General features: G+C 71.7%; 11 protein-coding genes. 7 read left to right on the top strand and 4 right to left on the bottom strand.

All coding sequences use genetic code 11. The annotated features are described in order from the left end of the window. A partial coding sequence (locus tag ACQZOG_RS26285) for a hypothetical protein (protein WP_430741861.1) occupies nt 1-603 on the top strand: 603 nt, incomplete at its 5' end. 28 nt (nt 604-631) lie between these two features. Here ACQZOG_RS26285 and ACQZOG_RS26280 read toward each other — a convergent pair. Next, a complete protein-coding gene (locus ACQZOG_RS26280) occupies nt 632-1,105 on the bottom strand; it encodes a hypothetical protein (RefSeq protein ID WP_193456614.1) in 474 nt (157 codons plus the stop codon). A gap of 62 nt (nt 1,106-1,167) precedes the next feature. Then, nucleotides 1,168-2,373 carry an erythromycin esterase family protein gene (locus tag ACQZOG_RS26275; protein ID WP_430741505.1) on the bottom strand — a complete coding sequence of 402 codons (1,206 nt, stop codon included), beginning with the start codon at nt 2,371-2,373 and terminating at the stop codon, nt 1,168-1,170. 59 nt (nt 2,374-2,432) lie between these two features. On the opposite strand from ACQZOG_RS26275, the gene ACQZOG_RS26270 reads away from it, so the two are divergent. Further along, nucleotides 2,433-3,158 (top strand): TioE family transcriptional regulator, encoded by a 726-nt coding sequence (locus ACQZOG_RS26270; protein ID WP_193456612.1) that lies wholly within the window; start codon nt 2,433-2,435, stop codon nt 3,156-3,158. Between the two features lie 19 nt (nt 3,159-3,177). On the opposite strand, the gene ACQZOG_RS26265 is transcribed toward ACQZOG_RS26270, so the two are convergent. Both ACQZOG_RS26265 and ACQZOG_RS26260 read right to left on the bottom strand, forming a co-directional pair. Then, a complete protein-coding gene (locus ACQZOG_RS26265) occupies nt 3,178-4,209 on the bottom strand; it encodes an alpha/beta hydrolase (RefSeq protein WP_193456611.1) in 1,032 nt (343 codons plus the stop codon). A gap of 242 nt (nt 4,210-4,451) precedes the next feature. Further along, a complete protein-coding gene (locus tag ACQZOG_RS26260; protein WP_037642688.1) occupies nt 4,452-6,104 on the bottom strand; it encodes a phosphodiester glycosidase family protein in 1,653 nt (550 codons plus the stop codon). Between the two features lie 348 nt (nt 6,105-6,452). On the opposite strand from ACQZOG_RS26260, the gene ACQZOG_RS26255 reads away from it, so the two are divergent. From ACQZOG_RS26255 to ACQZOG_RS26235, 5 genes are all read left to right on the top strand, one after another. After that, on the top strand, nt 6,453-6,974 hold the full coding sequence (locus ACQZOG_RS26255) for a hypothetical protein (RefSeq protein WP_193456610.1): 522 nt from the start codon (nt 6,453-6,455) through the stop codon (nt 6,972-6,974). Continuing rightward, complete coding sequence (locus ACQZOG_RS26250) at nt 6,974-8,365, top strand: hypothetical protein (RefSeq protein WP_359597608.1); 1,392 nt, start codon at nt 6,974-6,976, stop codon at nt 8,363-8,365. The genes ACQZOG_RS26255 and ACQZOG_RS26250 overlap by 1 nt, the downstream gene beginning before the upstream one ends. Next, nucleotides 8,362-9,804 carry a vWA domain-containing protein gene (locus ACQZOG_RS26245; protein WP_193467359.1) on the top strand — a complete coding sequence of 481 codons (1,443 nt, stop codon included), beginning with the start codon at nt 8,362-8,364 and terminating at the stop codon, nt 9,802-9,804. The genes ACQZOG_RS26250 and ACQZOG_RS26245 overlap by 4 nt, the downstream gene beginning before the upstream one ends. Nucleotides 9,805-9,907: 103 nt before the next feature. Continuing rightward, a complete protein-coding gene (locus ACQZOG_RS26240) occupies nt 9,908-11,032 on the top strand; it encodes an ATP-binding protein (RefSeq protein ID WP_033273656.1) in 1,125 nt (374 codons plus the stop codon). After that, nucleotides 11,029-13,962, top strand: a complete 2,934-nt coding sequence (locus ACQZOG_RS26235; RefSeq protein WP_391606092.1) for a hypothetical protein — start codon at nt 11,029-11,031, stop codon at nt 13,960-13,962. Before ACQZOG_RS26240 ends, ACQZOG_RS26235 begins: the two co-directional genes overlap by 4 nt. Nucleotides 13,963-13,978: the final 16 nt, after the last annotated feature.

The following is a 13,978-nucleotide window of genomic DNA, read 5'->3' as shown; positions in this document are numbered from 1 at the left end:
GAAATGACCGAGACGCCGGAGAAGAGCCCGGCGGTGTACCGGCTCCTGCCGAAGCTGGCGGAATACCAGCAGCTCACCCCGAACAGCTGGGACCTGCGTCAGCTCCTGCGCTGGCAACGACTGGGAGCGGAAGAGGACCGGCCCGTCCGATTCCGAGCCGAATGGGCCGGAGAGCGGAACGGGCCCAAAGGGGGTTTCCCGTCGGGCTATCCGGGAGCGCCCGTCCTCAGCCGACGCCTCATCGACCAGTTCGGAGCCGATGCGCTACGAGCAGCCGGCAATCTGCTGCCTGTCGACATCGAGGACGCGAAGGGGGACGAGTATCACCTTCTCCTCGTCGAGCAGGTGGTCGACTGCCTGGACCTGCGAAGGTCCTCCAAACCCAAGAAGCTGAACGGCGAAGTCAAGAACGCGGTGTACCGCGCGGACGCCCTCCCCACACACCTCCCGGCATTCCGCCTGCCACAATTTCCCGGCGCTGTGCAGTGGAACGGCTGGGCGGCCGACCGGCTGGTCGAATTCACCGGGGACCAGATCGAAGCGCGTGTGTGCTGGTCCGGGGATCCGACGGCAGTTCCGCATCCCGACCCTTGGGGCTTCTGAGGCGCAGGAACACCCGCGCCCGCCGGATTCAACGCACCGCCGCCCTCCGCGCCCGCACCTCCGTCCGGTAGTGCATGCCGAGGAAGAGCAGGGCCGCTGTCAGAGCGAGTGCGGCCCACGCCCAATTCATCGACACCAGGTCCGGATCGCTGACGTAGACGCTTCCGTCCTCCCGTACACAGTCGAAGCGGAGGGGGAGGTAGGAGGCGCGGTGGTGAGTCAGGCCCTCGATCGTCTCCGGGGCGAAGCCCTCGCGGCAGGCCGGCGCGGGAGTCGAGTCGGCGCCGTCGCCGACCTCCGCCTCCGACCACGCGACACCGGCCAGGCCCAGGGCGTACACAGCGCCCGCGGCCCAGCCGAGCGTTGCCGCCGTCCGGCGCAGCAGGTGGTCGGGCCAAGGCTGAGGCCGGCCGGGGAGCGCCACCGCGGCGGCCCGTGCCGCGGAGATGAGTACCGCGACGGCACAGACCAGGGACAGCGCGAATCCCAACAGTGCGAGCAACGGTTGCGCCGCCTCCCCTCCGGACGGGGCGAGACCGTCGTGCGCTCGCCGTCGCGCCGACTCTAGCCGTGGGGGACGTCGCTCACGTACACGACCCCGTCGATGTGGGGCAGGTGGGCCGGGTCCAGCGGGGCATAGCCGAAGTACGGGGACACTCGGGGGACAGCGGCCATGTGCCGCACTGTGGTGTCGAGTTGAGCCGCGTCGATCACATACTGCGGCTCGGGCAGCGCGTGCAGGATGCCCTCCACCGTGTTCGGGGGCGGGGCGTCCAGGCCCTGGTGCTTCATCGTGCCGAGAGCAATCGCCAGGTGCGCGTACCGGTCCCCCAGCCGCGTGCTCACCAACGCTCCGGCGCTCCACCACTCCACCTTCGGGTGACCCCACATGCTCATCGCGCTCTTGTCCCGCTGCAGGTGGCTGTTGTGGGCGTGGACCAGCACCGGGCCTCGGGCGGCGAGGGCGAGGAGGTTGCCGGCCATCATCTCGTCCCGGGTGGCGAGCAGGCGGGCCATGCGGGACGGTGACGTGTCCGCCATCCAGGAGTGGTAGCGCAGCAGGCCGACGGCGGTGCGGCCGTACAGATGCGCTCGTTCGCGGTCGTCCAACGAGGACACCGCTGCGAGGTGCGGTGCCTGCGTCTCCAGCAGGGTCACCATGTCGTCCGCCAGCAGTCGCAGTTCACGTGCTTCCGGTGTGCGGCCGATCGACTGGGACGGGTCCGTCATAGCCGCCTGATCGGTCCAGGGCGCGTCGGGACCGAGCAGGTCGTCGAGCCTGTCGGCCGTGCAGGGCAGCAGCTCCGCGTCGACGTGGGCCGCTAGGTAGTCGTGCAGTGAGGTGAGGGCCTGGCACGGGCTCTCGGCGCCTGTGATCTCCAGCGGGCCGTCCATTCCCGCGAACCTGACGTGGTCGTGCGTAGGACGGCCCGCATTGAAGTCCCGCATCCAGCCGACCAGTTCCCGGTTCGCGCGCGAGCCGCCCCAGTCGTGGCTGAAGCCGCGCTCCGTCACGTCGTCGAGTGCCCCCTCACCCGAGGTGACGTACGCGTCCACGGTCAGTGCCCTCAGGCAGTCACTCTCCAGCGCGATGGTCCGATAGCCCTGCTCTTCCACCAGTTGCCGGAAGAGGCGGTTACGCAGGTCGAGGAGAGTGTCCTCGCCGTGCGTGGGTTCGCCGAGGGCGAGGACGCGGGGGCGGGTCGGCAGCAGTTCCATGACGGCCGACGCTTCGACAGGGCGGGCGAAGTCCTTGATGCCGGTTTCCATGCCTTCAACGGTATCGTTGAACTTACGGTTGAGGGTTTGTCCGCTGTATGGTCCGGTACGTGGGTCGGAACCTCCAAACGAGTGGGAAGCTGAGGCCGGTCGACCTCGCGCGTGGGCACGGTCTGTCCACCCAGGCGGTGAGGAACTACGAAGAGGCCGGCATCCTGCCGACAGCGCACCGGACGTCCTCCGGCTATCGCGTGTACACCCCTCTGCACGAGCGGGCGCTGGCCGCGTTCCTCGCCCTCGTGCCGGGGCACGGGCATGCGACGGCGACGGCTGTCATGCAGGCCGTGAACCGTGACGCCGTCGACGAGGCCCTCCAGCTCATCGACGAGAGTCACGTCCGGCTGCTGCACGACCGGCGCACACTGCGAGCCGTGGAGGACGCCCTGCACGGGCTCACCGCCGACTCCGCCTCCGCCGACTCGACTTCCTTCAGGCGAACGTTCATCGGTCCGCTGGCACAGGAGTTGGGCGTCCGCCCGGCGACGTTGCGGAAGTGGGAGGACGCCGGACTCGTACGTCCGCGGCGCGACCCCCTGACCGGGTATCGGGTGTACGACCCGGCCGACGTACGGGACGCGCACCTGGTGCATCAGCTCAGGCGTGGCGGCTACCTGCTCGAGCAGATCGCCCCGCTGATCACCCAGGTGCGGACAGCCGGCGGCGTCGAGCCCCTCGAAGGTGCTCTGCGTGACTGGCACGGCCGGCTGTCCGACCGCGGACGGGCGATGCTCCACGGGGCCGCCGCGTTGGACTCCTATCTGCGTGAGCGCGCATAGCGCTCCCCCCGGGGCTTGGTTAGCTCTTCACACCCAACGCGCCCAGCAGCATCGGCAGTGAGGCGTGCAGTTCCCGTTCCCAGTAGCGCCAGGTGTGCGTGCCGGCGCCGTAGAAGTGGGTGGTGAGGTGCTTGGCACCCACGCGCCTCAACTCGGCCGCGAGTGCGTGGTTCTGGCGGTTGAAGTCCGCCTCGAGAGCGCTCGACGCGCCCGGGGTGTCCAGCGGGCCCGCCGTGCCGTCGCCGCAGGACAGGTAGACGGGCAGGTACTTGAGGCGCTTGGCCAGGTGGAACGGGTCGTGGGCCTCCCAGATGCGGCGCTGCGCGACCGGGTCGCCCCACTGCCGGAGGGGGTCGTTGCCCTGGCCGGCGAACAGGCCCAGGATGCGGTTGACGGACTCGTCGTTGAGCAGTGGGTGTGCCGAACCCGAGTACGCGGCGGTCGCCTTGAACATTCCGGGGTGCCGGGCGGCGTACAGCAGGGCACCCTGTCCGCCCATGGACAGTCCGGCGACGACGCGGTTGGGGCCGGCGCCCCAGTCACGTTCGAGCAGGTGACGTAGTTCGACCGTGTGGAAGGTCTCCCAGGCGGGGTCACCGCCCTCGCCGTAGTTCCACCAGTCGCTGTACCAGCCGTTCCAGCCCGCCTCCGGCATGACGACGAGCACGTCGCGCAGGCTTTCGGTCTCGGCGACGTCGGTCATGGCGGTCCAGGACGTGTAGTCGCCGCAGCAGCCGTGCAACAGCCAGAAGGTGGGCCAGTGCCGGCTTCGGTCGGCGGGGTTCCAGCCGTCGGGAGTCAGCAGGCGGACCTTGACGGTGCGGCCGCCGAGCGCCGTCGAGCGGACCGACAGGTCCACCTGGCGCTCCGCGACCTGCGTGACCGCCACCACCTCGGCGCCGCGTCGCCCCGTCTCACCGTGCGGCGAGCGCGTATCGGCGGCATCCGCGGGGGTCGGGGCGACGAGCGTCGGTGCGGTCGGTACGAGGGCGAGGATCAGGACGGCGAGGACGAGACGTACACGTGCTCGGAAGGTGACGGCGGTGGTCACGGCGGCTCCCTGCGGTGCGGTTCGTCGCTGCGGTGGGCGGGCGGGGCGAACAGTGGATGTGCCCTGAGGCAGCATCCACCACATGAGGCGATCGGCGACAGACCACGGTCGGCCTGTACGCGGCGAGCGTGAACGAGCCGTCGCCCGGTCGACCGAGGAGTTCGTGGTGCGGCCCGTCCCGGCGCCCGGATCGCCCGCGTGGACGCTCGTGGAGTGAGCCGGGTGTGAACCTGGGGCTCTTCTCAGTTCCTGCGTGGCAGTAGCAACAGCGCGTCCCCGACCGGCCGTTCACCGGCCGCATCCGACGGGTCGTTGATCACCTGGCCGTTCGCCACCATCGTCGTCGATCCGCCGCCGTCGAGGTTGACGGCGTCCCGCAGGCCGAGGGCACGGGCGACCTTCGCGCTCTCGGTGATGCTCAGCCCGAGGGCGTCCGTGCTGCGGCCGTCGGCGGTGACCAGAACGGTGCGGCCGGCCGCGTCCGTGCCGGCGAGGGTGCGGGGATTGCGCTTGTGGACCCAGCCGTAGTACCAGCTGGGGTCGTCCGGGTGCACCATCCCGTCGGTGGCGGGGGTGACGTGAAGGCGTCCGTCGCGGACCAGTTCGGGGCCCGCGTTGACGATGTCGGTCCCCGGCGACGGCGTCACGCGGCGGCCCCGGTCGTCGCGGAGGGTCGTCTCGACGCGCAGGCGCTCGCCCGGGCGGGCCAGAGCCGTCAGCGCTGCCACGTGCCGGCCGGTCGCCTGGATCGAGCTGCCGCCGGACGGAAGCGGACCGCCACGCACGGAGCGCAGCTCCAGCACGCGGCCCCGGCTGTCCAGGACGGCTTCCGCGCCCTCGCCCTGCGGGGTGCTCGCGCCGTACTCCTGCGTGAAGGCGACGAGTTGGTCGGGGTTGGTGCACGTCACGTCGTGCAGGGGCAGCGAAGTGGGGCTGTCGTCCTCGCTGCCGCCGCAGTTGCGGATCAGGCCCGGCACGCGGTTGACGCCGTTGAGGGTCAGGGTGGTGCCGCGCGCGGTGACACGACCTTCCCAGGTGAGGCGGGTGACCTGGGCGCTGCGGCCGCCGTCGTGGACGACGAGGCCGGGGCGTCCCTCGACCGGTTCGCTCAACAGGCGCCCGTCGTACACGCCGACGCCCGCCGGGTCGCCGGGTGCCCCGGAGCGCGGGTCGAGGACGAAGAAGCCGGCGTTGACCGCTGCGACGGCACCGGCGTCGGTGGCGAGGGCGCTGACGGTCTCGCGGTTCTCGATGTCGGGACCGTGGGTGGCGTCCAGGGTGCCGCGGAAGGTGCGCGGGTCGATGGTGAGGACGTCGAGGCGCCAGGGGCCGCGGTCGGTGACCTCGCCGTCCCAGCCGGTGTAGGTGACCGAGCCGCTGTGGCCGGCGTTGATCACGCGGATGCGTTCCGTCGCCGCCGCGGACTGGGAGGCGAAGCTGCCGATGCGGACGCGCCAGCCGAGCGTTCCGCCCGCGTAGTCCGCCGTGCTCGGTGTCGTCACCTGTTCGGCACGCGCGTCGAAGCCGTCGCCGCGCAGATCGGCGGCGAGTTCTTCGGCGCTCTCCTTGTCCTTGAGGGTGGTCGGCGGTGCGTCGGGGTCGGGTGAGGTGTCGCCGCCGGGGATGGTCGCCTCGACCGTCCAGTGGTGTGCCGGGTCCACGGTGCCGCGCACGATGCGGGTGAGGGTGAGTCCGGGCTGCAGCGTCTGTGTGGTGCGGGTTTCGGCGAGGCCGGCCGCGCCCAGCGGGAGAGCCGCGCGGGCGTCGGTGGTGCGTGTGCCGGTGGCGCGTGTGTCGGTCGTGCGGACGTCGGCGGACGCCTGGGCCGGAAGGCCGGTCACCGCCAGGACGACACCGAGGGCGACCGCCGCCCCGCCGAGTCTTCTCTTCTTCATCGTTGACCGCCCTCTCGCGCGTCGAGCCTGCCCGCGTCACTCGTGGAGCGAAGCCCCGGTTGGGAACATGCATCACTTTCTCGCCTTGTGCTGACGGCGTCACGAACAGTCACTTAACGCACGCTGGACAAGTATCGACCTGTGGGAACGTGCGTCAAGAAGGCGTGACGGCCTGTCAGTCACGAGGCGCGGCAACCCGCTCCGGTGTCCGTGTGGGCGCCGCATCACACCATCAGGTGACGCCCATGGCCGCGCGCCCAGGGTTGTCCACAGGCCAGCCCCGTTGTCAGTGGCCGCCGATAGATTTTTTCGCGTCCCGCCGGTCCGGCGAGGACATCCCCCTTTCGTATGCATGGGAGAGGTGCGTTGTCGGATTGGGAGAGGTCGAGCACGGTGCGGGTGGTGCCGTCCGCGCGGCCGCGGAAGCTCGCCAAGGTGCCGTTCGTGGAGCTGGCGGACGGGCGTGTGCAGGGTGTCGTGTCCAGCGGCTCCGACATCGGCCGGGTGTACGTGTCGTCGGTGGAGGCGGGGACGTACGCGTTCTCGTGCAGCACCAACAACAACCGGCCGTGCGGCGGTGCGCACGGTGCCTTCTGCAACCACATACGGGCGCTGATCGGTGAGGCCGTGCTCCAGTACGGCGCGGAGCGCGTCGCCCGCTACCTGAAGGTGGACGTGTTCGGTGAGCAGGCGGACGCGCTCGGCCTGACTTCGGCCATGACGTCGACGCATCCCGCCCAGGGGGACAGGTCGGCCGCGGCCCAGGTGTTCAGCCGGTTCCTGCGCCATCTGGCCTACCTGGAGTTCGCGCCGACGACGGCGCCGGTGCCGGAGATGCACTGGTTCCCGACGACCGGGGCGGTGGCGTGATGCGAGCGGATCTGCTGACCGACCCCGTCGAAGGGCTGGACGATGCGCTGGCCGCCGTGGACGGGTTCGACCAGGTGCTCGTGGGCGGGCTGCTGCGTCCGCAGCCGGCGCAGGCGGTCGGACTGGCCGGGCTGGCGGACGCCGTCGCCGGGTCGCCGCTGGCCGGGCGGGTCGCCGAGGCGGCGGAGAAGACCGCGGCGGGAGCCGCGGACGAGGACCACTACATGGCGCTGGCCGCCGCACGCTCGGGGCTGCTGGGTTCCGTGCACGACGCGCTCGTCGAGCGGGTCGAGGAGGCGGTCGGGCGGCCCCGCGCCGAGGGGCCGGCCGCCGCGGCCGACGGCGCCGAGCGTCCGGTGAACCTGCTGGTGGCGGTGCGCGGCTGGCTGTGCGACCTGGCGCGAGCCGGCTGGCAGGGGATCGACCACGAGCTGATCGGCGGCGCGGCCCCCGTGGTGACCGCGATGCTGCCCGAGCCGGGACTGCGGCGGCTCGCCACGCTGCTCGACGGCTTCGCCGCGGAGCTCGCCGCGTCCTGCCCCGGCGCCACGCTGGAGCGGATTCCGGTACGGCGGTGGGCGGACCTGTGGTCGCGGGCGATGCTGCTGACACTCCCTGGCGCGGACCGGGCGACGGCCGTCGGAGAGGCCACCGGTCGTCTGCTGCCGCTCGGCGTCGACCTGCACGAGCACGCGACGGCGGTGCAGGCTCAGGTGCACGCGGTGTTCGAGCCGGCGGACGGCGGGACGCCCCGCCTGGTGCGGGCCGGTGTGTCCGCGCCCAAGCCCGACACCGTCGTCGGCGCGGGGCTGTGGCAGCTCCTGCGGCCGCACATGTCACTGCTGGCCGCCGTCAGTGAGGGGCGTGCCATGGAGCTCGACGCCATGCCGGTCACTGCCGAGGGCGACCTGATCTGGGACGACGCCCGCGCCACGCAGGGCGAGCCCGCCGAGCTCTTCACCACCGCCCGGGTGGCAATGCGGACCGCCGTCTCCGCCCCCGTGACGCCGGTGGACCGGCATCCGGCGCGGATCGCCGTACCGGTGCTGCTCGAGGGGTACGCCGTGGAGGACGAGGCTGAAGGGCTCGCCTTCCGGGTCGCCGGCGAGCGTCTGGCCGTCGACACCGGCCGGATGCCCGCCGCCGGGCCGCTGACCGCGGACGCCGTGGCCTCGTCCGCCGCTTGTCTCGGTCTGCTGCGCTGGGACGCCGGCCGGTTCCTGCTCCAGCCGTTGGCCGTGGAGCGCACGGTGCGGAAGAAGGCCGTCGCCGTGCATGCGGGGGCCTGGGCGGGCGGCACGGCGGACAAGGCGGGCGTGCGGGCCGAGAAGGCCGCCACCGACGCCGTCAAGGTGCTGCGTGAGCGCGCGGGAAGGCTGCTGAGGAAATGAGCGAGGTGAGCGTCGTCGAGGGAGGCGCCGAGGACGGGACGCCCGCCCCGGACTCCGACGAGAACCGGCGGCAGGTCCTGTACTGGCGGCTGCTGGCCCGGCTCTTCGACCCGGAGGAGCAGGCGTCGCTGGAGTCGGCGAGTGTCGCCGTGGTCGAGGACATCGGGCTGCCGGTCGCGCTGCTCGACCCGGCCGCGTCGGTCGACTCCGTGGTGCAGCGGCATCCCGAGCTGGCGGCCGAGTTCGACGGGCTGATGACGCCGGAGCCGGACGCGGACGGCGAGCGGGACCGGGCCGCCGAGGTGAGGCGGGCCGCGCTGGCGTCGAAGGTGCTGCTCAACGTCTTCTCGACCGGAAACGGCACGGTCACCGCCGAGCAGCTCGCCCGCTGGCAGTCCGACGCCGGCTGGCTGGAGCGGGCGCTGGGCTGCCGGCCCGGTGACGTGCGGGGCGGCCGGGGTGGCACCGGCCGGGCGGGCGCCGGCGGAGGCGTCAGTCCGACCGGCACGGGTGTCGGCACGCCCGCGCCCGACCTGAGCAGGCTGATCCCCGAGATCGGCCCGGAGTTGGGCTCGATCGAGGCCGGCCTGGTGCAGCGGATGCATCTGCGGGAGGTGCTGGCCGACCCGGCGCTCGCCTCGCGGCTCACGCCCAGCATGTCGCTGATCGAGCAGCTGCTGCGGGACAAGAACAACCTCTCCGGCGTCGCCCTAGCCAACGCCAAGGCGCTGATCCGGCGCTACGTCGACGAGGTCACGGAGGTGCTGCGCACGCAGGTGGAGAAGGCCACGGTCGGTGAGCTGGACCGGTCCGTCCCGCCCAAGCGGGTCTTCCGTAACCTCGACCTGGACCGCACCATCTGGAAGAACCTCACCAACTGGGACCCGGAGGAGGAACGGCTCTACGTCGACCGGCTCTACTACCGGCACACCAGCCGCAAGACGACGCCGCAGCGGCTGATCGTCGTGGTGGACCAGTCGGGGTCCATGGTCGACTCGATGGTCAACTGCACGATCCTGGCGTCGATCTTCGCCGGCCTGCCGAAGGTGGACGTGCACCTCATCGCGTACGACACGCAGGCGCTGGACCTGACGCCGTGGGCGCACGACCCGTTCGAGACGTTGCTGCGCACCCAGCTCGGCGGCGGCACGGACGGCACGGTCGCCATGGCCCTCGCCCAGCCCAAGATCGCCGAGCCCCGCAACACCGTGGTGGTGTGGATCTCCGACTTCTACGAATGGCGCACGGACGAGCTCTTCGAGAGCATGGCCGCCATCCACCGTTCCGGGGCGAAGTTCATCCCGGTCGGGTCGGTGACCAGCTCCGGCCGCGGCAGCGTCAACCCGTGGTTCCGGGAGAAGTTCAAGGACCTGGGCACGCCGGTGATATCCGGCCACATCAAAAAGCTCGTGCACGAGCTCAAGACGTTCCTGACGTGAGCGTCGGCGGCGTCCCGACGTTCTGAGGTCCCGTCTTCTCACCTTCTCGACTTACCGACTCTCCGACTTCTCGATATCGAGACCTTCGAAAGGCCCATCACTCATGTCCGAACTGCTGCGCGCCCCCGCCGAGATCAAGTACGCCGAGGAGCTCGACTGGCTGGAGTCGATCGACGACAACCCCAAGCCGTTCTCGTGGCGCCTGTCGCCGAAGATGGTGCGGCTGTTCATTCTCGGCTCGGAGCGGGCCGACGGGCTGGACCGTGAGATCTCGCAGAAGTGGTTCGGCGACCGCAGCTTCGTGGAGCGGTCGATCGTCACCCTCGCCTCCGACCGCGGTCTGCTGCTGATCGGCGACCCGGGCACGGGCAAGAGCTGGCTGGCCGAGCTCCTGTCCGCGGCGATCTGCCGCAACTCGACGCTGGTCGTCCAGGGCACGGCCGGCACCACCGAGGACCACATCAAGTACTCGTGGAACGTGTCGATGGTGATCGCCAAGGGCCAGTCGCGGGAGTCGATGATCCCCTCGCCGATCATGACCGCGATGGAGACCGGCGCCATCGGCCGCTTCGAGGAGCTGACCCGGTCCACCAGTGATGTGCAGGACGCGCTGATCTCGATCCTGTCGGAGAAGTACATCTCCGTCCCTGAGTTGGAGAGCGGGGGCGGCGACGACAACATCGTGTTCGCGAAGCCGGGCTTCTCGATCATCGCCACCGCCAACAGCCGCGACCGAGGCGTCAACGACCTGTCGTCCGCGCTGAAGCGCCGCTTCAACTTCGTCCGCATCCCGGTGGTGACGAACAAGAAGAGCGAGGCGGAGATCGTCCGCTTCCGCACCGAGGAACTGCTGCGCCGGCACGCGATCGAGCTGGACGTGCCGCCCACGCTGCTCGACGTGCTGCTGCAGAGCTTCGCCGATCTGCGCGCCTCCGCCGCGGCGGCCGGCAGCGACGACGAGAAGCTGGAGTCCGCGCTGTCGACGGCCGAGCAGATCGGCGTCCTGGAGGACGCGGTGCTGCACGGCAACTTCTTCGGTGAGCATGCTTTGACCGCGCGCACCCTGGCGTCCTCGCTGGTCGGCTCGCTGACCCGGCGGGAGCCGGAGGACCTCGCCATACTCAACAAGTACCTGCACGGGGTCGTCGAGCCGCGCAGCAAGGAGGAGGGCGGCGCCTGGCCCGAGTTCCTCGAGGGCGGCCGCGACGCGATCGCCACCCTGTCGTGAGCGGGTCCCGGGCGAGCGGTGTGTTCACCGCGCTGCGTACGCAACTGCAGGAGGCGGCGACCGAGTTCGCGGGCGGGCCCGACGCACTGGAGGGCATCCTTCTGGGCCTGGTCGACGACGTCGACCGGGCGGTGCGGGAGCCGCTGGAGATCTTCCCGGTCTGCCACCACTCCCCCGCCTCGGCCCTGGCCATGGCTCGCCGCCTGCGAGAGAAGCAGCCCAAGGTGGTGTACCTGGAGCTGTGCGAGGACATGGCGCCGCTGCTGACCGAGCTGCGCAACTGCCGGCTCCCCGTGGCCGTGCAGGCGTTCGCCGGTGACATCGACGGGTTCCCTCAGGAGTGGGCGCCGCTGTCGGTGGTCGCGCCGGTCACCGAGGCGTCCGCCGAGTACCAGGCGATCGCCTACGCCCTGGACACGCCGGGCGTGGAACTGGTGCTGGTCGACCGGTCCTCCGACCACGTCTTCCAGTGGAGCGACACCGCTTCCAAGGCCGAGGCCTCGGCCGAGGCGGACGAGGAGCCGAAGTCCGAGGAGGCGGCGCTGCACGGCGAGGCGGTCGGCGTCGAGATCGGCGACCTGCGTCCCCGGTTCGCCGAGCTGGAGGAGCATCTGCTGCGCCACGGGAAGGTGCGGCACTGGTCGGAGTGGTGGCACCAGTACGTCGAGGTCCCGCTCGGGGACAGCGACCACGACACCTACCGCCAGGTCATGTTCCTCGTCGGCAGCCTGTTCCGGCGGCTCGCGCCCGGCGACGGCGACCGGGTCCGGGTGGACGAGGACCGCGAGCGCTACATGTGGACGCGGATGCGCGAGCACATGGCGGCGACGGGCGCGGACCCGGCGGACTGTCTGTACGTGTGCGGGGCGTTCCACGCGGCGAGCCGGGTGGAGGAGTTCGGCGTGGAGGGGCGCTCGGACTCGTTCACGATCTCGCCGCGCACGGCGACCACCTGGCAGTACGGGCTGATCCCGTCGAGCCACGCGGCGATCGAGGCGCAGTTCGGCCTGGTGCCCGGCTCGGTGTCGATCGCGGCGACGCAGTGGCAGAAGAGCCTGAAGCGGACGCGAGTGCAGCCGTACCGGCTGGAGGGCCAGGCGGGGGCGCGGACGTCACGTGCGAAGAAGGCGTTGCCGGCCGTCGCGCCGGCGGTCGCGGCGCCGGCGGCGGACCGGTTGTCCGGGTTCCTGCGGCAGCCGCCCGTGCTGGACGGCCTGGACGAGGCGGAGCTGCTCGGCTGGTCCGTGGACATCGTGCGCGCGGCCCGCCGCAACGGCTATCTGGCCTCCACCGCGGACGCCATCGCCGTCTTCGAGACGTCGATCCTGCTCGCCGGCATGCGGGACCGGGCGAAGCCGACGCCGTACGACTTCCAGGACGCGGCGGTCACCTGCATCGAGAAGGACCGGGTGCCCGGGCGGCGGGACGTGCGGCGGCTCGTCGAGATCATGATGGGCGGCGACCGGATCGGTCAGGTGGGCTACGAGGCGCTGCCGCCGCTCGCCCGGGACGTGTACGACCGGCTGGAGCCGCTGGGGCTGAAGCTGCGGCAGCGTGGTGTGCAGCGGGCGTTGCTGGACGTGGCCGGGCGGCCGGAGCTGGAGGCGTGCTCGGACGTGCTGTGGATGCTGCGGCGGCTGATGCCGCCGGCCGCGGCCCGGCCGATCATGGGTGAGCGGCGGCTCGGTGAGCGGTCGATCCAGGAGTCCTGGGACCTGTCCCTCGGCACGCACCAACGGGCGCTCATCGAGCTGGGCTACGAGGGCGTCAGCATCGAGCAGGTGCTGGAGCAGCGGCTGCGACGGGAGGCGTACGGTCCGCGGGCGACCACGGCGGGCGTGCTGGCGGCCGTCGAGGACAGCCTGCTGTACCTGCGCAGTGGGCGTCTGGCGGACGAGCTGGGCACGCACGCGCTGAAGGTGCTGTCGGCGGAACGCACGGTCGACGGTGCGCCGGAAGTGCTGCGCCGGGCGCGGGCGCTGCTGGCGTACTACCGGACGAGCCGGCCGGAACTGCCGGCGTGGATCGAGTCGTTCGTGAGGACGGGGTACGCGCACTACTGCACGCTGCTGCCGACGGCGTTCCGCGACGAGGACGCGACGGTGGGGCAGGTCGCGGCGATGCTGGGCTTCCTGTTCAGCATGGAGAGCCTGGCGCTGTCCCTCGGCTGCGACCGTACGCAGCTGGAGCTGGCGGTGGCCCAGTCGCATCCGGAGGACCCGTCGAAGACGGCTCTGCTGTGGGCGGCGCAGGTGCAGCTCGGCACGTTGTCGCGCGCCGAACTGCGCGCGCGGTGCGACGCGTTGCTGGACAACCCGCTGGTGGTGCCCTCCTACCCGCGCTACCTCAGCGGCTTCGTGCACGCGCTGGAGCCGGTGCCGGGGTTGGCGGACGTGGTGGTGGAGGCGGTGTCGAACGCGTTCGGCCGCCTGCCGGACACGGTGCTGCTGCCGTGGCTGCCGCTGCTGATCACCACCTTGCGCAAGGGCGCGGCGGACCTCGCCCCGCTGCTCATACGCGAGGCGGGCCGTGTCTTCCCCGGCCGGCTGCCGGCGCTGGACTCGTGGGTGCCGCCGTGGCGGCAGCCGCAGGAGGACCCCTTCGCGGCCTCCCGCGCCCGCCACTCGGACACCGCGGCCCAGGCACCCCGGGGCCTCGCCCTGCTCGCGGCCCACCCGGCAGCGTGCGACGCGGTGGCGGGGCTGCTCGGGTGCGAGGACGGCTGGCAGCGGCTGGGCCCGTCCCCCGTGCCGCACACGGGCGCGGCCCTGCTCACCGCCCACCCGGCGACGTGCGACGCGGTGGCGGAGCTGCTCGGGTGCGAGGAGGGCTGGGCGGCGGCCGGCGACGGCGGTGCGCCGGGCGCGGCCCTGGCAGCCGGCCACCCCGCCTCGGCCGAGGCCCTGGAGGCCCTGCTCGCCGACGCGTGACGGCGAGGTGACGCCG

The sequence above is a fragment of the Streptomyces sp. P13-3-3 genome (assembly GCF_050571355.1).
Taxonomy (GTDB): domain Bacteria; phylum Actinomycetota; class Actinomycetes; order Streptomycetales; family Streptomycetaceae; genus Streptomyces; species Streptomyces althioticus.
The sequence above is the reverse complement of the archived record's forward strand: the minus strand, read 5'-3'. Positions and strand labels throughout refer to the sequence as shown.

Excerpts from the sequence above, each read along its gene's own strand:
- ACQZOG_RS26275 (WP_430741505.1), bottom strand. The coding sequence starts at position 2,373 with ATGGAAACCGGCATCAAGGACTTCGCCCGCCCTGTCGAAGCGTCGGCC.
- ACQZOG_RS26260 (WP_037642688.1), bottom strand. The coding sequence starts at position 6,104 with ATGAAGAAGAGAAGACTCGGCGGGGCGGCGGTCGCCCTCGGTGTCGTC.
- ACQZOG_RS26255 (WP_193456610.1), top strand. The coding sequence starts at position 6,453 with ATGCATGGGAGAGGTGCGTTGTCGGATTGGGAGAGGTCGAGCACGGTG.
- ACQZOG_RS26250 (WP_359597608.1), top strand. The coding sequence starts at position 6,974 with ATGCGAGCGGATCTGCTGACCGACCCCGTCGAAGGGCTGGACGATGCG.
- ACQZOG_RS26245 (WP_193467359.1), top strand. The coding sequence starts at position 8,362 with ATGAGCGAGGTGAGCGTCGTCGAGGGAGGCGCCGAGGACGGGACGCCC.
- ACQZOG_RS26240 (WP_033273656.1), top strand. The coding sequence starts at position 9,908 with ATGTCCGAACTGCTGCGCGCCCCCGCCGAGATCAAGTACGCCGAGGAG.